The sequence below is a fragment of the Candidatus Poriferisocius sp. genome (assembly GCF_965202595.1).
In the GTDB taxonomy this organism is placed as follows: domain Bacteria; phylum Actinomycetota; class Acidimicrobiia; order Acidimicrobiales; family Bin134; genus Poriferisocius.
In genome coordinates this window covers 2,712,242-2,733,248 of sequence record NZ_OZ241836.1, presented here as the reverse complement: position 1 = coordinate 2,733,248, position 21,007 = coordinate 2,712,242, and the positions used below count along the sequence as shown (strand labels likewise).

At 66.8% G+C, this 21,007-nt stretch carries 15 protein-coding genes and 1 pseudogene; 9 read left to right on the top strand and 7 right to left on the bottom strand.

Features of this window, described 5'->3' with window-relative positions:
• Window positions 1-8: 8 nt before the first annotated feature.
• Both ACOGXC_RS12285 and ACOGXC_RS12280 read left to right on the top strand, forming a co-directional pair.
• Window positions 9-1,505: a class I adenylate-forming enzyme family protein gene (locus ACOGXC_RS12285; RefSeq protein ID WP_419918465.1), complete on the top strand. Its 1,497-nt coding sequence runs from the start codon at window positions 9-11 to the stop codon at window positions 1,503-1,505.
• A 23-nt stretch (window positions 1,506-1,528) separates the two neighbouring features.
• A complete protein-coding gene (locus ACOGXC_RS12280) occupies window positions 1,529-2,200 on the top strand; it encodes a metal-dependent transcriptional regulator (protein WP_419918464.1) in 672 nt (223 codons plus the stop codon).
• Window positions 2,201-2,370: 170 nt separating this feature from the next.
• Here ACOGXC_RS12280 and ACOGXC_RS12275 read toward each other — a convergent pair whose 3' ends face one another.
• The 5 genes from ACOGXC_RS12275 to ACOGXC_RS12255 form a co-directional block, all read right to left on the bottom strand.
• A complete protein-coding gene (locus tag ACOGXC_RS12275; RefSeq protein WP_419918463.1) occupies window positions 2,371-2,799 on the bottom strand; it encodes a nuclear transport factor 2 family protein in 429 nt (142 codons plus the stop codon).
• Window positions 2,800-2,876: 77 nt separating this feature from the next.
• Window positions 2,877-3,965, bottom strand: coding sequence for a phosphotransferase family protein (locus tag ACOGXC_RS12270; RefSeq protein ID WP_419918462.1), 1,089 nt, complete (start codon window positions 3,963-3,965; stop codon window positions 2,877-2,879).
• A gap of 35 nt (window positions 3,966-4,000) precedes the next feature.
• Entirely contained in the window at window positions 4,001-6,259 is a 2,259-nt protein-coding gene (locus tag ACOGXC_RS12265) for a molybdopterin-dependent oxidoreductase (RefSeq protein ID WP_419918461.1), read from the bottom strand.
• 140 nt (window positions 6,260-6,399) lie between these two features.
• Window positions 6,400-6,969, bottom strand: coding sequence for a hypothetical protein (locus tag ACOGXC_RS12260; RefSeq protein ID WP_419918460.1), 570 nt, complete (start codon window positions 6,967-6,969; stop codon window positions 6,400-6,402).
• A gap of 54 nt (window positions 6,970-7,023) precedes the next feature.
• Entirely contained in the window at window positions 7,024-9,522 is a 2,499-nt protein-coding gene (locus ACOGXC_RS12255) for a CaiB/BaiF CoA transferase family protein (RefSeq protein WP_419918459.1), read from the bottom strand.
• Between the two features lie 166 nt (window positions 9,523-9,688).
• Between ACOGXC_RS12255 and ACOGXC_RS12250 the strand changes: the two genes are divergently transcribed.
• Window positions 9,689-10,084, top strand: a complete 396-nt coding sequence (locus tag ACOGXC_RS12250) for a DUF5318 family protein (protein WP_419918458.1) — start codon at window positions 9,689-9,691, stop codon at window positions 10,082-10,084.
• Window positions 10,085-10,213: 129 nt separating this feature from the next.
• On the opposite strand, the gene ACOGXC_RS12245 is transcribed toward ACOGXC_RS12250, so the two are convergent.
• Entirely contained in the window at window positions 10,214-11,620 is a 1,407-nt protein-coding gene (locus ACOGXC_RS12245) for an amidase (RefSeq protein WP_419918457.1), read from the bottom strand.
• Window positions 11,621-11,856: 236 nt separating this feature from the next.
• Here ACOGXC_RS12245 and panB point away from each other — a divergent pair, with 236 nt between their 5' ends.
• From panB to dnaB, 6 genes and pseudogenes are all read left to right on the top strand, one after another.
• Complete coding sequence (panB, locus tag ACOGXC_RS12240; RefSeq protein WP_419918456.1) at window positions 11,857-12,714, top strand: 3-methyl-2-oxobutanoate hydroxymethyltransferase; 858 nt, start codon at window positions 11,857-11,859, stop codon at window positions 12,712-12,714.
• Between the two features lie 214 nt (window positions 12,715-12,928).
• Complete coding sequence (gene rpsF / locus ACOGXC_RS12235; RefSeq protein ID WP_419918455.1) at window positions 12,929-13,285, top strand: 30S ribosomal protein S6; 357 nt, start codon at window positions 12,929-12,931, stop codon at window positions 13,283-13,285.
• A 25-nt stretch (window positions 13,286-13,310) separates the two neighbouring features.
• Window positions 13,311-13,802 carry a single-stranded DNA-binding protein gene (gene ssb / locus ACOGXC_RS12230; protein ID WP_419918454.1) on the top strand — a complete coding sequence of 164 codons (492 nt, stop codon included), beginning with the start codon at window positions 13,311-13,313 and terminating at the stop codon, window positions 13,800-13,802.
• A pseudogene (rpsR, locus tag ACOGXC_RS12225) lies at window positions 13,802-14,050 on the top strand (30S ribosomal protein S18); the annotation flags it as partial. The gene ssb and the pseudogene rpsR, both read left to right, overlap by 1 nt.
• A 440-nt stretch (window positions 14,051-14,490) precedes the next feature.
• The gene (gene rplI / locus ACOGXC_RS12220; RefSeq protein ID WP_419918453.1) at window positions 14,491-14,937 is read left to right on the top strand and encodes a 50S ribosomal protein L9; all 447 of its coding nucleotides are present in this window, start codon (window positions 14,491-14,493) and stop codon (window positions 14,935-14,937) included.
• 243 nt (window positions 14,938-15,180) lie between these two features.
• A complete protein-coding gene (gene dnaB / locus ACOGXC_RS12215) occupies window positions 15,181-16,563 on the top strand; it encodes a replicative DNA helicase (protein WP_419918452.1) in 1,383 nt (460 codons plus the stop codon).
• A gap of 96 nt (window positions 16,564-16,659) precedes the next feature.
• Here dnaB and ACOGXC_RS12210 read toward each other — a convergent pair whose 3' ends face one another.
• On the bottom strand, window positions 16,660-20,988 hold the full coding sequence (locus ACOGXC_RS12210; RefSeq protein ID WP_419918451.1) for a DEAD/DEAH box helicase: 4,329 nt from the start codon (window positions 20,986-20,988) through the stop codon (window positions 16,660-16,662).
• Window positions 20,989-21,007: the final 19 nt, after the last annotated feature.

Genomic DNA, 21,007 nt, shown 5'->3' with positions numbered 1-21,007 from the left:
ATCCACGGGTGTCTTTTGATCGAGCGGTTCAAGTCGTAGCGATGATCCACGAACTGCTCACCATCGGAGAGGAGCGGGACGATTTTATCGTTGCCGGTGACCGCCGCCTGTCCCGCGGGGAGGTGATTGCCTGGGCAGCTCAGGCCGCCACCGCCCTTGCCCCGGGCCGGCCAACCGCCTTTCAACTGCCCACCGGCCCCGATGCAGTGGTGGCCTACCGGGCTTGCTGGCAGGCCGGTGCGGTTCCGGTACCCCTGCTTTACGCCGATGCCGGTCGCCAGAAGGAGCACGTCTTTGCCCGCCTCGGCATAGATCGGCTCTTCGACCCGGCCGACCACCGGCCCCCCGGTGATGTTTCCAGCGATGCCTCCGGCTATTCCTCCGGTCATGCTTCCAGCGATGCCTCCGGCTATTCCTCCAGTGATGTTTCCAGCGATGCCTCCGGCTATTCCTCCCGATGCTCCCTTGTTGGGGTTCGACCCGATGACCGGGCACTCATCATGTTCACCTCCGGCTCCTCCGGGGTTCCCAAGGGAGTGATTCACACCCAGGCCGCCCTGGCCTACAAGGTTCGCCAGTACATCCGGATCAACGACCTCACCTCTGAGGATGTGGTGCTGTTCCCGGCTTCTGTGGCTCATGTCGCCGGCTTGCTGCACGGTGTGCTCATTCCCGGTGCCATTTCCATGAAAACCGTTCTGATGGCTCGCTGGGACCCGAGCGAAGCCCTGCGGCTCATAGAGCGGGAGCGCGTCACCTATATGGTCGGTCCGCCCCCGTTCTTCACCGATCTCATGGCCAGTCCCGACTTCGATCCCGGCCGGACCGCTTCCCTTCGGTTTCTCTCCGTCGGTGGAGCCGGGGTGACACCTGCCTTCGTGCATCGGGCGCGGGACACCTTCGGCTGCATCGTCAAACGGGCCTACGGTTCCACCGAGGCTCCGACCGTCACCACCTTTACCAACGACGAGGATCTCGAACTCATGGCCAACACCGACGGTCGCCCGTTCGCCCCCACCCAGGTGCGGATCGATGAGCACGGTGAGATCCAGGTGCACGGCCCCGAGGTGAGCATCGGTTACCTCGACCCTGCTCATACCGCGGCCGCTTTCACCCCCGACGGTTGGTTCCGCACCGGCGATCTCGGGCGGATCGACGGCGACGGCAGGCTCACCGTTGCCGGGCGGCTGGGTCAGGGGATAATCCGGGGCGGGGAAAACATCGACCCCGCCGAGGTGGAGAGCATTCTGGAGTCTCACCCCGCGGTGCACCAGGCCGTGGTGCTGGGTCGCCCCGACAGCCGTCTCGGGGAGCGGGTGGCCGCTTTTGTGGTGGCCGGCGACAATTTCGATCTGGACGAGTGCCGCCGCTGGTTCTCCCGATCCGGAGCGGCCCGATTCATGACCCCCGAGTGGATCATCCCGCTTGTCGATTTACCCAAGCTGGCCTCGGGAAAGCCCGACAGGTCCGAGCTGGCTCGGGTGCTGGAGGCCGGGATTCATTAGGATAATCCATTAGGATAAGAGCCGTGGCTCAGTACCAGACTCCCGAGTGGCATCCGGCCTTCGAGGAGTATTGCGAGACCATTTTCGAGTTGGCCGAGGACGATGTGAACGTGATCCAGGCTCGAGTGGCCGAGCGCCTGGACGTGTCCCGCCCCGCGGTTTCCGAGATGATCCACCGGTTGAAGGCCGAGGGCCTGGTCACCCTGAAGGGTCGATCCATCGAGCTGTCCCCGGAGGGGATGGACCTGGCCGAGCGGGTGGTGCGCCGCCACCGGCTGGCCGAGGTCTTCCTCACCCGGGTGCTGGGTCTGTCCTGGGCCGATGCCCATGCCGAAGCTGGAAAGTGGGAGCACGTGATCTCCCCGATAGTGGAGCAGGCCATGATGCGGGTGCTGGACGATCCCACCACCTGCCCCCACGGCAATCCGATCCCCGGTGCCGACTACCAGTCCCCCCCCACCAAGGCACTGGCCAAGGTCGAGGTGGGCCAGCGGTTCGTCGTGACCCGAATCACCGAGGAGCTGGAGTTCACCGAGGGGCTGCTGGACTACCTCGAGAACGCCTCCATGGTTCCTGGTGCTGAGGGGGTCATAACCGCCACCTCGCCCGATGGCACCACCACCGTGGAGATCGGCGGCCACCATGTCGGCATCGGCGGCTTCGCCAGCGAGCGCATCCTGGTCACCGCGGCTTGACGGCAACCCCTCTCCCAATCATCGGCCTCACCGGCGAACGGGAGCCGACCCCGGTGGTCACCGCGGCTTGACGGCAACCCCTCTCCCAGAAAAGCTAGGGGTTCCCCAAGAACCAAGGCGGGTTGGGACCTTCGATTGGGCTCCAGTCCCGGGGCAATTGCCGGTTGAGGTCAGTCCCAGCGGGGTCGGGGGGATTGGGGGAGCCACGAATCGGGTTGTTGGGCGATGAGGTAGTTGTAGTCCCAGTACTCCCGCCAGCGGGCGATCTGCCCATCGCGGATTTGGAGGCGGCACAGAACGGGCAGGCTGGCCACCTCGCCGGTTTTGTGGTGCCATACCTCGACCCGCTCCACCAGCACATCGTCGCCGTCCACCCAGATACCGGTCACCCCCAGCTCGAAGCGGTCCAGCTCGCCCAGGCCGAACTCCAGCTTGGCGATGATCCCATCCCGGCCGGTGGTACCGCCGGAGTCGGTCTCGAACGGCATGTCCTGGTACACACCGTCGGGCGTGAACAGCTCGGCCACTGCGGGCCAGTCCATGCTTTCCAAGTTGGCGAACAGTTTTTCGGCTATTGCCCGGTTCTCAGCAGCGCTCATCGTGATCCTCCAAGTTGGCGAAAAGTTTTTCGGCTATTGCCCGGTTCTCAGCAGCAGTCATTATTGCCTCAATTGCCTCACTTGGGGTCCGGCAGGTTTAGGTAACCAGCCAGCATCTGGGTGGAGGGGTTGACCCGCTCGTACTGGGCCCCGTCCTCGGCGCTGAGATAGCCGTACTTGACCTGCATGTTCACTATGGCCACCATGATGATCGAAAAGCGAAGGCACCCCCAAGCCTCGAAATAGTTCATGTGCTCGGCGGGTCGGCCTCGCTTGCGTTCCCAGCGGGCGATGGTGCCGGCCCGGTCGGTGAAACCGGGCAGCCAGTCGATTCCCGCACCCTCGCTCAGATACCGGTTCATGAACAGGAACCAGCCCAGGTCCACCTCGCCCGGCCCCAGATCGGCCATCTCCCAGTCGAACACGGCCATCACCCGGAAGTCCTCGCCGTACATGATGTTGCTGGGCCGAGCGTCCCCCCAGTTCAGCTCTATGGGCATCGACCCGCTGGGATCGTTGGCATCGAACCAGTCCAGGGCGGCATCGATCAACGGCTTGGGTCGCCCCTCTGCGGCCCAGTCGGCGTAGAAGCGCTGGTAGCCGAGTTGCTGGGCGAACCCCAGGGGGCCGAATCGGGGAAGGTCCAAAAAGTCGAACCCGGTGGCCCGCCAGTCGGTGGCCGACACCGCAGCCAGCGTGTCTATCGACGATTCGTACAGCACGGACTGCTGGTCGGGGGTGGCCTCGCGAACCCAACCTTCCTGGAAGAACGGTGGGTTGTCGGTGGGGACCCGGCCGTGCAGCCGTTCCATGACGAAGAACGGTTCTCCCATCACCGTGCCGGTGTTCTCCACCCACAGCACTTCGGGCACCGGCACCGCGCCGCAGGCAGCCATGTTCTGCATCGAGCGGTACTGCACGCTCATGTCGTAGGTGGGGAAGATGGCGTAGTTGGTGGGGCGTTTGCGGACCACGATGCCCGAGTCGTGGCTTTGCCCGTTGGCGGTCCACACCGCGTCGCACACCAGGGTCTCGTTGCTGAACCCGGAGGCCTCGGGATTGACCAGCCTGGTGACCTCGGCACCGGACACCCCCGGCTGGGTGTTCATCCAGTCGGACAGCACGGCCTTGAGGGCTTCGATGTCACGGTCTTGGGGAATAGCCATAGGAATCGGAGAATACCCACCCGGCGGCTAAAACATCAGCCGGGGACGGGGGCCACCTCCACCTTGATGCCGTTCACGATGGCGTTGCCGGAGATCTTGTCCACCAGTTCGCCGGGGGCCAGCAGGTTGTTGTTCACCCCGGCGAACTCCTTGGCCACCGAGAGTTGGACACCGTCCAGACCGTGCCCCCACCCGTGGGGTAGTGAAACCACGCCGGGCATCATCTCGTCGCTCACCTCCACCGGTATCTCGATGCTGCTGATCTCGGTACTGACCCGGGCCGTCGATCCGTCGCCCAGCCCGATGCCGGCGGCATCGTCGGGGTGTATCAGCAGCGTGCAGCGGTCCTTGCCCTTCATCAGCACCCTCACGTTGTGCATCCAGGAGTTGTTGGATCGCACATGGCGGCGGCTGATCAGCACCATCCCGTCGTCGCGACCCAGGCGGCGGTACAGCCGTTCCACATCGGCGGTTATGTAGGGCGGGGCCATCTCTATCCTGCCCGACGGAGTGTGGAGGATCTCGGGTACCCGGGGCACCATCGGCCCGAAGTCGAGACCATGGGGGTTGTCCTTGAAATGCTGCAAGGTAAGACCGTCGGGGTTCTCGCCGTAGCGGTCGCCCCGGTGCCCCACCCGGATCATGAAGTCGGTCATTCGTTCGGGGCCATTGGAGGTGGGGTTGGTGATTCGTTCGGGGCCACCGGGGTTTTGGGGCGCGGAGTTGTAGTGCGCCAGCACATGGGTGGGGTCGAGGCCGAAGAACAGGCAGAGCCCGGAGAACATTTCGTCGTCGATGGCGCGCTCGTCGATCTCGTCGTTGGATCGGCCGCCCATCAGTGCCCCCACCCTCACCAGTACCTCCCACTCGTCGGGGCGGTCACCGAACCCGAAAATACGGTCCGACCAGTTGCCCGCAGTCCGGGCCGCCCACGACCAGATCAGCTCGTCCCAGTGGGGCTGTTCCAGCGAGGAGAGGCCGGGCAGGATCACATCGGCGTGGCGGGTGGTCTCGTTCACGTAGTTGTCGATGCAGATCATGGCGTCGAGCAGGGGCAGCGCCTCATCCAGGCGGCCGGCCTCGGGCGAGCTGATCACCGGATTGCCGGCCACCACCACCAGTGCCCTTATCCGACCCTCACCGGGGGTCAGGATCTCCTCCGACAGGCAAGAGACCGGCACCTGGCCCAGAACCTCGGGAGCGCCCCGCACCCGGCTGTGCCACCGGCCGAACTCGGGTTCGCAGGGTTCCTCGAAGTTGAGGGTGACCATGGCTGGGGCTATGGGGTTGGCGAACATCATCCCGCCGGGGACATCGAAGTTGGCGGTGAGCAGGTTCACCACATCTATGAGCCACGAGGCCAGCGTGCCGAACTCCTGGTTGCACAAACCGATGCGGCCGTAAACGCAGGCGCTTTCGGCGGCGGCAATCTCCCGGGCCAGGCGGCGCACGGTATCCGCCGGCACCCTGGTGGTGGCTTCCACACTCTCCGGGGTCCAGCTCGCCATCAGGGCCCGGACCTCCTCGAGCCCGTTGACATGATCGGCCATGGTGCCCAGATCCACCAGCCCCTCGTCGAACAGCACGTGGCCCAGGGCCAGCAGGAGGGCGGCGTCGGTGCCGGGGGTGATGGGTATCCACTCGTCGGCGTGGTCGCAGGTGCCGGTGCGGCGGGGGTCGATCACCACGCACTTGCCGCCCCGCTCGCGGATCTTGTCCATCTCTCCGAGCACGTCGGGGCAGGCCAGCAGGCTGCCCTGGGAGGCATGAGGGTTGGCCCCCATGACCACCAGGTACTGGGTGCGCATGATGTCAGGAGCGGGGAAGGTCCAGGAGTTGCCGTACATGCACCTCGAGGACACGTTCTTGGGCCACTGGTCCACGGTGCCCGCCGAGTAGATCATCGGGACGCCCGACTGCATGACCAGAGCGCCGATGTAGCGGCTGAGCGAGAAGTTGTGGGCCGCGGGGTTGCCCACGTAGACGGTCATGGCATCGACACCGTGGGTGTTGCGCACCCCGTGGAGAAGCTCCTCGCACCGGGCGTAGGCCTGCTCCCAGGTGGCTTCCCGGAACCTGCCGCTGCTGTCTTTCACCAGTGGTACCCGCACCCGGTCGGGATCCTCGTGGAGGTGGCCGAGGGTGGTGCCCTTGGGGCAGATGAAGCCCTTGCTCCACACATCGTCGCGGTCGGGTCGGATGGGGGGCAGCACCTTCTCCCCCTCGGTTTTGATCACGAGACCACACATGGCCTCGCAAAGAGGGCAGGTCCGGTAGTGCGTTTCAACGGTCACGCCCGGATGCTAGTTGGACCCCCCGGTCTCCTCAGCTATTCGTCAATGGTTCCAGCCAGGTAATCCACTAATTAATGTTACAGTTACGACGGCTCAAATATTACAGTTACGACGGCTAAAAGGTTACAGGTACCCGCCCATCAGCGGAGTTGATCGACATGAAGGGTTGGTGCCGGGGCGGCATCCACCACCTCCACCACCAGCCCGGCGAAGGGATGGTCGAGGGCCAGATGGGGCTTCATGGGGCCGCTGCCCGCCCGGACACAGGCAAACCGGAACCGGTGGAAGGCGGTGTAGACGTGGGTGCGTTCGGTGAAACCCCGGCCATGGGGCATGAGGGCCTCGGCCATGGCCAGAAAGCTCCATCGTTCCATGTCGTCCTCGTGGCCGGGGGTGCTCCAGTACAGCGAGATGTAGCAGCCGGCATCGGGGGGCCGCACCGCGGGGTCGTCCACCTCGGGTCTCAGGTCGCGCAGGGCCCTGGGGGCCACCCAGCGGCGACCGGCATAAACCCAGGGGCCGTGCATGGCCCCGGAATAGAAGTGGTCGTCCTCGTACCAGCGGTTGTAGTCGTGCTCGTGGCCCTCGTGGGGCTCCACCATGGTGATGAGGGCGCTGCCGATTCCGATGTCGTTGGGCAGATGCAGCGCCAGGCGTTCGTACACCGATGGATCGGCCGGTGTCCGGTCCGGCTCACGATTGGCGGTCATGGGATCCTCCTCGGGTGGGTAGGGGTAGGGGGGTATAGCGGCCGGCCATGGAGGTCAGGTGAGGGCTCCGGTGGCGGCCAGGGCGGTGATCTCCCGGTCGGAGAAGCCGAGGAGATCGGACATGACTTGCTGGGTGTGCTCGCCCACCAGGGGTCCGGCTCGGCGGGGGCGGGCGGGGGTGGCCGAGAACAGGGTGACGGGACCGTCGAACTTCATGGGGCCGATGGCGGTGTGGTCGAGTTCGATGAAGAACCCCCGGGCCACCAGGTTGGGGTCGGAGCAGAAGTCGCCGGCTCGCAGGGCCATGTAGGCGGGGATGCCCGCTTCCCGCAGTTGCCTGGCGGCCTCGAAACCGTCCCGGGGGGCGAACCAGGCGGCCAGCACCTCGTCGGCCGTGGCCGATTGAGCCCACCGGTCGTCCAATCTCCCCAGCTCGGGAATCACCGAGCACATGGCCTCCCACTGCTCGCCGGTCTCGACCGCCACCGCGCAGAAGCGCTCGACACCGGCGGTGCGGTACACCCCGTGGGGGGCGGCCCGCTCCGAGCTCAGGCCGGCCTGGGTCCGAACCCGGCCGCTGTCGCGGTATTCCAGCACCAGCGGGGCCAGGAAATGAATGGAGGCCTCGATCTGGGACATGTCGATGTACTGCCCCTCGCCGGTGCGGTGGCGGTGATGCAGGGCAGCTCCGAGAGCGGCGAGGGCGTAGCGGGGGGAGATGAAGTCGGTGTAGGCCCCCCAGGGGGTATGGGGGTTGCGGTCGGGCCAGCCGGTGATGGCCACGAAGCCGGCCAGGCAGGCCCCATGAAGGCCGAAACCGGTGTGACGGGCCTCGGGTCCGGTCTGGCCCCGCATGCAGCTCGAGAGCATCACCGCCCGGGGGTTGAGGGCGTGCACATGCTCGTAGCCGAAGCCCAGCCGGGCGGCGGTGCCGGGGGTGTAGTTCTCCACCACCACATCGGCCCACGACACCAGCCGGTCGATGACCGTTTTCGCCTCGGGAACTGTGAAGTTGAGGCCCAACCCCAGCTTGGACTGGTTCATGTTGGCCATGGGGTGACCGGCGCTCATGGGCGAGGTGTGGGGCAGGTGGGGAGGGATCCAGCGCAGGGTGTCGAGGCGGGCCTCGGTCTCCACCCGCACCACGGTGGCCCCCAGGTTGGCCAGATCCTTGGAGATGAGCGGCCCGGCGGCGATCCACGACAGGTCGGCCACCTTCAGCCCCTCGAACAAATCGCCCCGGGGGGTTGCCGGCACCCCACCGGGTTGGTTTCCGGCCCCGGTACTAATTTTGTGATGATGCTGGCGGAGTCGTCGAGTTGCCGGCACCCCACCGGGTTGATTTCCGGCCCCGGAGGGGGCTTCGGGGAGTACGGCGGCCAGCAGGTTCTGGTGCTGCCCCAGGGTGGGCGCCCGGTGGCGGTAGGTGATGGGGGTGGCCGACAGGCGGGCGAACGGTCCGGCATGGATGGTGCCCTCCACCTCCACCCAGTAGTCGCGGTCCGCCAGTTGGGGGTCGCCGGCCAGATGGGCTGTGGTGTAGCAGGGGGCCACCAGCATCTTGCCGGCCACGGCCCGGGTCTGGATCTCGGCCTGGGTCCTGGTTTTGAGGAAGGCCAGCAGATCTCGCACCGCGATGGCGGCATCGGCCGGATGCATGGTCTTGTTGGCCAGCATTTCCAGCCAGCCATCCCATGCCACGTCGGTCAGGTCGTCGTCTAGCGCGCCCTGCTCGATCACCCAGTCCATGAGCGACTTCATCCCCCGGTTGCCCTGCTCGCCCACCACCAGGGTCATGCCCACGTAACCGTCGGCGCAGGGTTCGATCACCGGCATCGGCACCCCGGGAACCACCTCTGGTCGGGTCACGCCGGCCCGGTCGTCCCCCCGGTTGGGGAAGTCCTGACCCAGGGCGGCGTAGCTGGTGACCGACATGAGCGACCACAGCACCGCGGCCTGGATGGAGCTGTCCAGGTGCTGGCCCCGGCCGCTGCGGTCACGTTCGCACAGCGCCATGGTCGCATCGGCTGCCGCCTGCATCGCTCCCAGAAAAGATGTCTCGGGGTAGCCCACCGGTGTGGGAACCCGGTCGTGGTCGCCCTGCATGGCCAAAAGCCCTCCCGCGGCCGACAGGGTGAGGTCGGTCATGGGTACGGCGGCGTCGGGGGTGCCGGCCCCGAACGGGCTTACCGACACGTACACCAGAGCGGGGTTGATGGCAGCCAGGTCGTCGGGCCCGAGGCCAAGGCCGCCCAGGTGGCCGGGGGCAAATGACTCCACCAGCACATCGGCCCCGGCGGCCAGGGTCAGCAGCTCGGCCCGGCCTTGGGGGGTGCCGATGTCGCAGACGACACTGTGCTTGCCCAACCCCCACGCCTCCCAGAACAGCGAGCGGCCATCGGTGGCGAATGGCGGGGTGGTTCGGGCATCGCACCCCCCGGGGGGCTCCACCTTGATCACCTCGGCCCCGAGGTCGGCCAGGGTCTTGCCGGTGGCTTCGGCCATGCGGGTGGACAGATCCAACACCCTGATCCCATCGAGGGCTCCGCTCATCCGAACACCATGAGTTCACAGTAGTGGGATCCAGTGACAGCCAGGTTGGACGGAGCCAGTCGGGTGGGGCAGAGCCAAAGCTTGCGGGCAGTGGGCCACGTCAGCGGGAGGCGGACCAAAACAAAGGTTCTGCCCCGCTTTTGGCGTATGGGGCTACTCTGGGGCGATGGCCAATCCGGTGCCCGCCTCAGCAGGGGTTCAACCCGAACCCGCTTCGACGGTGCACTACCGGCTGGCGCGGACCCACGTTCTGAACCGGCTCAAGAGCGGGGTCCGGATGGCCGACGATGTGTGCGATGCCCATCCGGAGCTGGTGCGAGCCGGCCGGGAGGTGGGCACCGCCGCCGGGGAGCCGTGCCCGGTGTGCCAGGGCGATGGTCTGGCCCTGGTGTCGTATGTATTCGGCCCCCGCCTGCCGGCTCACGGGCGGTGCATCAGCTACAGCGGGGAGATCGCCAAGCTGGCCCGGCGCAAGGGCAGGTTCACCTGCTACGAGGTGGAGGTGTGCCCCGACTGCCGCTGGAACTACCTCCGCCGCAGTTTCGTTCTGCAACCCTGCTGATACTGGCTGATACTGGGTTGAGGCCGTGAGCGTCATCGTCCCCGTGCCCTGCTGATACTGGCTGATACTGGGTTGAGGCCGTGAGCGTCATCGTCCCCGTGCCCTGCTGATACTGGCTATTGCCGGTTACTACCGGGGTTGGGGCCAGAAGGGCTGGGCCTTTTCCATTTGGGCCGCGAGTTGCAAAAGCACGGCCTCGCCGCCGTAGGGGGCGATGAAGTGGCTGCCCACGGTGAGGCCCCGCTGGTCGTAGTACAGGGGCACCGACATGGCCGGCTGGCCGGTGGCGTTGGCCAGGGCGCAGAACGGGCTGTAAGCACCCTGGCGGGCCCCCCACTCGGCCACGGTGCTTTTGGTGGCCACCAGCTCACCCAGAGGGGGCGGGACGGCGGCCAGCGTGGGGGTGAGCATCAGGTCGATCCCGGAGGCATGGTACTGGCCCATCAGCCGGCCGATGCGGTGGGTGGTGCGCAGGGCTTCGGCGTAGTCCGTGGCGGTCATCCCCCGGGCACGTTCGGCCATCCATGCGGCCACCGGCTCGAGATCGTCCTCTCCCGGAGACCGTCCGGCTTCAGTAGATCGGCGGGTCAACAGGGCCGCGGTGTGGGCCGCGGTGATCACCCCCTGGGCGTTGCCCAAGTCGCCCCGGCGCACGGGAGGCAAGGCTTCCTCCACATGGTGGCCGAGCTGCTCGCACAGCGCCACGGCGGTGTCCAGCGCCCCCCGGGCCACCGGGTCGAGTTGGATGCCGTCGGCCGAGCCGTCCCACACCGCGATGCGCAACCGGGAGGGGGTGGTCGTGATGGCGTGCTCGAACAGGCCCGCGGGAGTGGGGGCCACGTAGGGATCGCCGGGGGCCAAACCGGCGGTGAGGTCGAGCATCACCGCGCTGTCACGCACCGAGCGGGTGATCACGTGGGTGCAGGAGTAGCCGCTCCACCCCTCCCCGGCATCGGGACCGAAGCTGACCCGTCCCCGGCTGGGTTTGAGCCCGAACAGGCCGCAGGCCGAGGACGGGATGCGGATGGAGCCGCCCCCGTCGGAAGCGTGGGCCATGGTCAGCATGCCCGAGGCCACCGCCGACGATGCCCCACCGCTGGAACCGCCGGCGCTGCGGGAGGGGTCGAGCGGGTTGGCGCACGGGCCGAACAGGGCCGGCTCGGTTGTGGTGGACAGGCCGAACTCGGGACTGCTGGTGCGGCCCACCAGCACCAAACCGGCGGCCCTGTAACGGCTCACCACCTCGGCATCGTGGTCATCCACCGCAGCGTCGGCGAAGAACCGCGATCCATGGGTGGTGACCGTGCCCCGCACCGGGAAATGCAGATCCTTGATGGCGAACGGTACTCCCCGCAGCGGCCCGCCGGCGGCCGGTTCGGGCTCGATCACCGTGGTGATGGCGTTCAGCGCCGGGTTACGTTCGGCAATTCGGGCCAGTGTGGCATCCAGAACCTCCTGCTGCGACACCTCACCCGTGCGGATGGCCTCGGCCAAGCCCACCGCATCGGTTTTATCCAGCAAATCATCCAGCGCCATGAACCCGGCCCCCATCCTCTTACGAACACAATCCGTTAGCTCTTGATAATAGGCATTGCACGAAGGTCATGAGCACCATACGGCCGGCGTTGGCGCGGGGGTGGTAGCAGGGGGGAGAAGATTCCCTCGGATTGGCCCCGCCCGCGGCCGGCGTTGGCGCGGGGGTGGGGGGAGTGGATTAGAGTGCCAGGAACCGCCGGCAGCCCCAGTGCGCTGGACGGGGAAGGAGAACAAAGATGGGCACGAAGCTGAACGCGCCGGGCATCAGCAGGCGCAAGCGAAGCCTGGGTGCCGACCCGCTGGTGATGCTCACTGCCTACGACGCTCCCAGCGCTCGTATGGCCGACGAGGCCGGTACCGATCTGATCCTGGTGGGCGACTCGGTGGCCATGGTGGTGCTGGGCCACGAGAACACCATGAGCGTGAGCATCGACGACATGGCTCACCACGCTGCGGCCGTGGCTCGCACCCGTCCCCGGGCGATGGTGGTGGTTGACATGCCGTGGATGAGCTACCACGTTTCGCAGGCCGATACGGTCACCAACGCGGCCAGGCTGGTTCGGGCCGGAGCCCAGGCGGTGAAGCTGGAGGGTGGTGTCGAGCGGGTGCCGATGATCGAGGCCATCGTGTCGGCCCAGGTACCGGTGATGGGCCATCTGGGGCTCACTCCCCAGTCGATGCTGGCCCAGGGCGGCTACCGGGTGCAGGGGCGCAGCAGTGAGGCCGCGCTGAGGTTGGTGGCCGATGCCAAGGCGCTGGCCCACGCCGGCTGCTTCGCCATCGTGCTGGAGGGGATGCCGGCCACCGTGGGCCGGATGATCACCGAGGCGGTGGATGTGCCCACCATCGGTATCGGTGCCGGTGACGGCTGCGACGGCCAGGTTCTGGTGTTCCATGATGTGTTGGGCCTGGAGACCCGTGTGCTCCCCCGGTTCGTGCGTCGCTATGCCTCGATGCACTCCGACGGGGTGGGGGCCCTGGCCCGGTTCGCCGCCGATGTGCGATCCGGGGCCTTTCCCGGCCCGGGGGAGAGCTACGAGATGAATCCCGGCGAGGAGGATATGGCGTTGGGTCTGTATGGCCATCGGGTATGACCGCCCTCCCGGGTACCTGTCGCATACTTGGGGTACACACTTGGGGTAGTTGTGCGTAGCCCGGGACAATCCGGGTCCGGTACCGGTAACTGTCGCACCCCTATGGATAATGGGGTTGATGAAGTGGACCTCGAGACCATCGGGTAGAGTTACCCGGACAACTGGACCCTGCCCCTCGAGCGGGGCTCCGGCTGGTTGCCGGGACCATAGGGAGGTGAGGCTCGCCATGCGAGCATACGAGCTGATGATCATCATGGACGCGGACGTGGGGGAATCCGATGTGGGTGCCCGGGTCCAGCAGGTTACGGATAACATCGCCGCTCGCGGGGGCCAGGTGATGTCCGAGGACCGGTGGGGCAAGCGTCGCTTTGCCTATGAGATCAACCATCAACACGAGGGCTACTATCTGGTTCTCGAGTTCGTGACCGAGACGCGCGACATGGGTGATCTGCAACGTCTCCTTCGACTTGCGGATGATGTGATCCGCCACAAGCTGATCCGTCTGCCCGACAGGGAGGCCGCCCGGCGCGGCCTGCTGGAAGGCGATAACCCCCCGGCTCCGGTCGGGTAACTCAAAGAGAAAAAGGAAACACAAAATGGCATTTGACAACACGGTGACCGTCACCGGGAACATGACCAGGGATCCGGAGCTTCGGTTCACTGCCAGCGGCAGTGCCGTCACCACATTCGGGCTGGCCTGGAACCGGCGCTGGCAGAACCGTCAGACCAACGAGATGGAAGAGCAGGTGTCGTTCTTCGATGTGACCTGCTGGAATAATCTGGCCGAAAACGTCAGTGAGAGCTTGTTCAAGGGTACTCGGGTGATCGTGAGCGGGCGGTTGGAGCAACGATCCTGGGAGACCCCGGACGGTGAGCGCCGCAGCAAGGTGGAGATCGTCGCTGATGAGGTCTCGCCCAGCCTGCGGTGGGCCACCGTCGAGGTGACCAAGAACGAGCGGCGGGACGGGGGCCGTTACCAGGACGGTGGGGGATCCAGCCGAAGAGATCTTCCCGCAAACCCGGGCGGTGGCCGTGGCAGCCCCCGCAACTCACAGCCGGAGCCCTATCCCGATGAGGAGCCGTTCTGATGGCCAAGCAGCTCAAGAAGGCGAAGGCCAAGGACGTCAACCGGCGCCGCAAGAAGAAGGTCAGCGTCCTGACCCAGGAGAGCATCGGTTATGTGGACTGGAAGGACATCAACCTGCTGCGCCGGTTCATGTCGGACCGGGCCAAGATCCGGGCCCGGCAGGTGACCGGCAACAATCAGCAGCAGCAGACGGAGATAGCCCGGGCCATCAAGAACGCCCGGGAGATGGCACTTTTGCCCTACAACAACCGGATAACCACCCAGCGCAGCTCGTCTCGGACCCGTGACGACAACCGTGTCGACGGGCCCGCGCCCCAGCCCACGGCTCCGCCTCCCGGCATACGAACCCCGGCGGGGGTGGACGGCGACGACCCGGAAACTCCGGTGGTCGATGACCCCACCAGCGAGGCGCTCACCCCGGATGTGCCGGTTCCGGAGTTGGGGGCCGAGGTTGTCCCCGATGCGGCGGTTCCGGAGTTGGGGGCCGAGGTTGTCCCCGATGCGGCGGTTCCGGAGTTGGGGGCCGAGGTTGTCCCCGATGCGGCGGCTCCGGAGTTGGGGGCCGAGGCCGAGGTCGTCCCGGATGCGGCGGTTCCAGGATTGGTGAGCGAGGATGAGGTCGTCCCGGATGCGGCGCTTCCGGAGTCGGCGGGCGAGGCCGAGGATGAGCCCACCCCGGAGGTGGCATCATGAAGGTGGTTCTGCGCGACAACGTGAATGAATTGGGCAAGAAGGGTGATGTGGTGGAGGTGGCCGATGGCTACGCCCGCAACTTCTTGATCCCGGCCGGCAAGGCGTTCAAGTCCTCGGCCGGAGCGGAACGCCAGGCGGAGCGCATGCGTCGCTCACGCGAGTTGCGGGATGCCAAGGAGTTGGCCGAAGCCCAGGAGATGGCCAGCCGGCTGGTGGCCACTCCCATCCACATCGCGGCTCGGGCCGGAGCGGAGGGCAAGCTGTTCGGCTCGGTGACCACCGCTGACATCGTCCGGGCCGTGGCCGAGCAGGCCAACATCATGCTGGAACGCAAAGCCCTCTCGTCCGAGGGGATCAAAGAGCTCGGTAGCCATACGGTGACGGCCAAGCCCCATCCTGAGGTGGAGTTTCCCATCAGGGTGGAGGTGATTGCCGCAGAGTGATCGCGGTCTGGTGGTGACCGGCAAATCCCCAGGTGAATACAGTTTTTCCACGATATTTCCCCTAGCGTCACACAGCTCTCAGCAACAAGAGTGGGCCACCGTGGACACTCAACCGGACAACTCGGAGTCGGTCAACTCGGTGGTAGCCCTGGGCCCGGGGACGAAAGGGGCCTCTGGACGCTCTGGGCCAGCGCCGGTCAACTCGGTGGTAGCCCTGGGCCCGGGGACGAAAGGGGCGCGACGGTGAGCGATCCCTCCGGCTACCCGGATACCCACCGCTCCCCGGCGGGGTCGCCAGGACGTTCGGGGCGTGTGCCCCCTCATGACCTGGAGGCCGAGGAGGCGCTGCTGGGGGCGATGCTGCTGAGCCGTGATGCCATTGCCGACGCGGTTAACCTGATTCGCCCCGAGCACTTCTATCGGCCCGCGCACGCCCATGTGTACGAGGCGGTGTGCTCCTTGTACTCCAAGGGAGAGCCGGCCGATGCAGTGACGGTGGCTGCCGAGCTGAACCGGCTGGGCCTGGCCGACAAAGTGGGGGGCAACGCCACCCTGGTGAAGCTCCAGACCGGCACCCCGGCATCGGCCAACGCGGCCAAATACGCCAACATCGTGCACGAGGCGGCGGTGCTGCGGAAGCTGATCGAGGTCGGTGGGGAGATCGTCGATCTGGGCTACGAGGGTTCCGATGATGTGACCAAGACGGTGGACTCGGCCGAGGCGATGGTGTACCGGTTGGCGGCAGATCGCATGGACGACACCACGGCCAGCCTGGCCGAACTGTTGCCCGCCAACCTGGAACGCATAGAGAAGCTCTATGAGCAGGGCGATGTCATCACCGGTACCCCCACGGGCTACAAGGACCTGGACGAGATCACCAGCGGGTTGCAACCCAGCACCCTGGTGGTGGTGGGGGCTCGGCCCTCGGTGGGCAAGACCAGCTTCGCGTTGGGCATGGCTGCCCACGCCGCCATCCGAGCCGGAAAGCCGGTGCTGATCTTCTCGCTGGAGATGAGCCAGTTGGAGATCAGCCAGCGGATCCTTTGCGCCGAAGCCCGAGTGGATGCCTCCCGGGTGCGCACCGGCAAGCTCACCGACCAGGATTGGATCGGTATCAGCAACGCCTTGGGCCATCTCGCCGAAGCGCCCATCTGGATCGATGACAACCCCGCGGTGACCATCATGGAGATCAGGGGCAAGTCCCGGCGGTTGCGCAGCCAGACCGGTGATCTGGGCATGATCATCGTGGATTACCTCCAGCTCATGACCGGTCGCCGTACCGCTGAGAATCGCCAGGTGGAGGTTTCCGAGATCAGCCGGGGGCTCAAGATCCTGGCCCGGGAGCTGGAATGCCCGGTCGTGGCCCTGTCCCAGTTGTCGCGAAGCCTGGAAACGCGTGGGGACAAGAGGCCCATCCTTGCCGATCTGCGGGAGTCGGGTTCCATCGAGCAGGATGCCGACATCGTGATGTTCCTGTACCGGGAGGAGATCTACAAACCCGAGACCAAGGATGCCGGCACCGCCGAGGTGCTGGTGGCCAAGCACCGTACCGGTCCCACCGGCGTGGCCCGGCTCGCCTTCATCAAGAATCACACCCGCTTCGCCAACATGGCTCGTGGGATGTGAGCGGGCGGTGCCGACCGGAGAGGGACGGCCCAGATAAAATCGGTGGTTGGTCGTGGGGGGTTGAACCGCCGGTAGCAGTTCCCGATCCTTTCGACCCTAAGGATCGGAGCTGGGAACTCCGTCTCGGTAAGTGATGGTGTTGCCGGCCATGGCCGGTATGCGGGGGGTGTCGAGGAGGATGCCGGTGAGGTTCAGGGGGTCGCAGGCGGAGACGGTGATGGCCCGGCCGGTACGGGGACGGCGGCGGACGGCTTGGAGCTGCTCGGCGGCGTCGGGGATGGCGAACTGCTCGCCGCTGATGCCGGTGACGAAGCGACCTCCTCGCACCAGCCCCCGATCCTCGAAGCGACGCAGGGCCTTCAGAACGTCTCGCCACCCCACCACGGCGGGCGCGGCGGGGTGGTGAGCCAGATCGCGAAACACGATGCCCCAACAGGCCAGCAATTGCCGAGCTACAGCCTCGGCCAGGTCGTCGGGGCAGAATTGTTCGCTGCGGTCCACCAGCGACCTCGACACCGGCACCCTGGTTCGCGGGTCGTCGGGGCAGAGCTGTTCGCTGCGATCCACCAGCGACCACCGGCCGGGAGCGATGAGGTCGGTAGCGGTGCGGAATCCACGTCGCGATCTAAACCGGGGGTTGGGGCCCAAGCGGTGGTGCCCGGAACGGCGTCCGGTGCGATTCAGCAGGGCGCGAACCGCGGCGAACCCGTCGGCGGTGAACAAGCCGAGAGCGACCCCATTCCACAGGGCTCTCTCGATGTCGTCGGGCAATCGGTGGGTGGCGGCGACCAGGTCGGGCAGGAAGCTGGCCCCCCGATCGGCAAGGATGCCGGCTATTTCCTGGACGGCACCGGCCTCGGGGACTTCGGGAGCATGATTGCGGGCGGCGGCCAGGAGCCAGGGGAGATCGGATCGGAAGGCCAGGGTGATGGGGGTGGCCTTGCGGGGAGCCATCGAGTTGGCCCTGACGGGGCTGGTCGGCGGGTTGAGGCGGAGCCAGGCCAGCTCGCCGCGGTAGCAGAGTTCATCGAGCCAGAGGGGTTGGTAGTCGGGGAGGCGCTTGGCGATGATCCGGGATTCCCAGGCCCCGGCGGGCAGGTCCAGACCCTGAAGCTGCTCGATGATCCGGGTGAGGCCGGGGCGGCCCCGGACTGTCGTGTCTGGGGTCACGTGGTGCCAATCGAGCAAGAAGCGCATGAAGTCCTGGAGGCTGGCGGGCTGCACCGAGGCCCGCTTTCGGGTTCGGCTGAGGTGGGACATGCGCAAAAGCAGGCGGCGGGCGCACCAGGTGTCGGGGCCGGCATCGGGGAGTTGGTCGCTCCGCATGGCGGTGCCTTCCTGCTCCAGGGTGGTCAGCGCTTGTCGGACGGTCGAGGTCGCCAGGGTGGTTCGACAAACCAGTTGGTCGGGGGTGGTGGGTCCCATGGTGGCCAGGTGGCCGCGGACGATGTCGGTGGCCGAGTCGGGACAAAGGGCGGTGCCGGCCAGTTCGGTGGTGGCCCAGAGCGAGTCGTCGCCGGCCAGTTCGGTGGTGGCCCAGAGCCGATCGTCGCCGGCGGCGGTCAGGGTGCGGGCCCGGCCCCGGGATTCCAGATGGGTATAGAGATCCAGCCACTCGGGGTTGGGTCGGGTGACGATCAACGAGGTGAGGATGTCGTGGAGCTCGTCGGGGTTGCGGGGGTCGGGGGCGGCTTCTTCCACTACCTGGGCAACCACATCGGGGGTGATACCACCCAGATCAAGGGATTGGCCCTGCTGGGTGCGTATCCCCCGGGGGAGGGCGACCGCGTTGGTGCGCCGGTCGGCCAGCTCGGCATCGTCGAGGAAGGCGTAGGGGCGGGCGTTGAGGATTTCGTGGCTCAGGGGGGAGGGTTCGGTGGTGTCCCGGAAGTGGGTTCTCACCCTGCCGGAGCGGATGTCGGCGAGCAGCTCTTGGAGACCAGCAACGTCGAGGGCCTCGTGGAGGGTGTCATGAAGGGTCTGGCGAACCAGAAGATGATCGGGGATCTGGATGGGGCCGGTCACGTTCTCCTGGCAGGCGGCGGCCTGGGGGAACACCGCAGCCATGATGTCGTCGGCCTCCATGCGCTGGATGGGGGGCGGGTTGCGGCGGCCTCCCCGGCTGCGGAGCACCACCAGCGCTCGGTTGAGGTTCCAGCGCCAGCGGGCGGTGAACATGGGCGAGTCCAGCACTGCTTGCTCCAGGGTTTCTTTCACCGAGTCGGGGTGCAGGAAAGCGGGGACATCGCTCAGGGGGAAGCTGTGGTGGGGGCCGAGGGACAGGATGATGGCGTTGTCGTTGGCCGCGGCCTGGAGTTCGAAGTCGAAACGGCGGCAGAACCGCTTGCGGAGCGCGAGGCCAAAAGCCCGGTTGATGCGGCCACCGAAGGGGCAGTGAATTACGAGCTGCTGGCCACCGGTGTCGTCGAAGAAGCGCTCGAACACGATGTCCTGCTGGGTGGGCACCACCCCGAGGGATGTCCGGGCCGCGGCAATGTAGGTCACGGCCTGCTCGGCAGCGGCCCCGGGGGCGTTGGTGGTTCGGGCTAGTTGCTGGGCGGCTCGGGCCAGCACGGCATCATCGAGGGAGTCGGCATCCGGGCCGCCGGGAAGGAGCCCGCATATGTGGTTACGGAGGTGGGACACCTGCTGGGACAGCTCGGCGGTTCGGGCCGGGGCCTCGCCGAGCCAGAAGGGGACGGTGGGAGGGGCATCGCCGGCGTCGACCACTCGCACGACCCCCGCTGCCACCTGCTTGATGCGCCAGGAGTGGGAGCCGAGCAGGAAGATGTCGCCGGCCATCGACTCCACCGCCCAGTCCTCGTTCACGGTCCCGATGAAGGTGTCGTCGGGTTCGGCCAGCACCCGGTAGTCGCCGTTCTCACCGATGGCACCGCCGGAGGTGAGGGCGGCCAGCCGGGCCCCCCGCCGGCCCCGCACCTCCTGGTTTATGGAGTCGTAATGCAGGTAAGCGCCTCTCGGCCCCCGGCCGGTGTTCACCCCCCGGGCGGCCTGGTTCACGGCCTCGTCGAACTGCGCCCTGGTAAGGCGGGTGTAGGGGGCGGCTCTGGTGAACATCCGGTAGAGGCCGTCAACGGTATGGCCGTCGTCGGCGGCGGCTTCGGCGATGAGCTGCTGTACCAGGATGTCGAGCGGGGCCTCCGGGGGGTGAATGGCATCGAGCAGGTTCTGGTTGACCGAGTTGATCAGGGCGAGGGACTCGATGAGCTCATCCCGGGTAAGGGGCCAGAGGCGGCCCTTGGGGATGCCGTGGCGGCTGTGGTTGGCGCGGCCCACCCGCTGGAGGAAGGTGGCGATGCTGCGGGGGGAGCCCACCTGGCAGACCAGCTCGACGGGCCCGATGTCGATACCCAACTCCAGCGAGGCGGTGGCCACCAGGGCCTTGAGTTGACCGGCCCGGAGGCGGTGCTCGGTGAGGAGGCGGCGTTCGGTGGACAGCGAACCGTGGTGGGCGGCTACCTCGTCCTCACCCAGGCGCTCGGCCAGTTGATGGGCCAGACGCTCGGAGAGTCGGCGTGTGTTGACGAACACGATGGTGGTGCGGTGGTGGCCGATGAGCTCGGCCATGCGGTCGAGGATCCGGTCCATCTGGGCGTGGGATGTGACCGCCTCCAGCTCGTCGTCGATCAGCTCCAGCCCGATGTCGAGCTGGCGTTGGTGACCGGTGTTGATGATGGCGCAATCGGTGGGGCCAATGCCGGTCAAAAGGTCGGCAATGGTGGTGATGGGATGCTGGGTGGCCGACAGGCCGATGCGGATGGGACGGGTGAGGGTCACGTGCTCCAGGCGTTCGAGGGTGAGGGCCAGGTGGCTGCCTCTCTTGTCGCGGGCGGTGGCGTGGATCTCGTCGACGATCACCGTCTTCACGGTGCGAAGCATCTCCCGGCTGCGGGCCGCGGTTACCAGCAGGTAGAGCGACTCGGGGGTGGTGACCACGAAGTTGGCCGGTTTTTTGATCATGGCGACCCGGGTGTGGGCCGGAGTGTCGCCGGTGCGGACGGCCACGGTGAGCGGCGGGGGGTCGAAGCCGAGCTCGCGGGCGGTTCTTGCGATCTCATCCAGGGGGCGCTGGAGGTTCTCAGCGATGTCGCCGGCCAAAGCCTTGAGGGGTGACACGTACACCACTTGGCTGGCCCCGATCACCGTTTCGCCGCTGGTGTGGCGCTGGTAGAGATCGTCGATGGCGATGAGGAACCCGGCCAGGGTCTTGCCCGACCCGGTGGGGGCGGCGATCAGCGTGTTCCGGCCCGCGGCGATGGCCGGCCACCCCTGGGCTTGGGCCTCGGTTGGCCCGGCCGGGAATCGCTGCTGGAACCAGGTATGCACCGCCGGGTGGAAATCGTGGCTGGTTGTGGCGTACCCGCTGGGGCAGTCTCTGTCCTGTAGCTGCGTCGGGGAGGGCACGAGCTCAGGATACCGACCA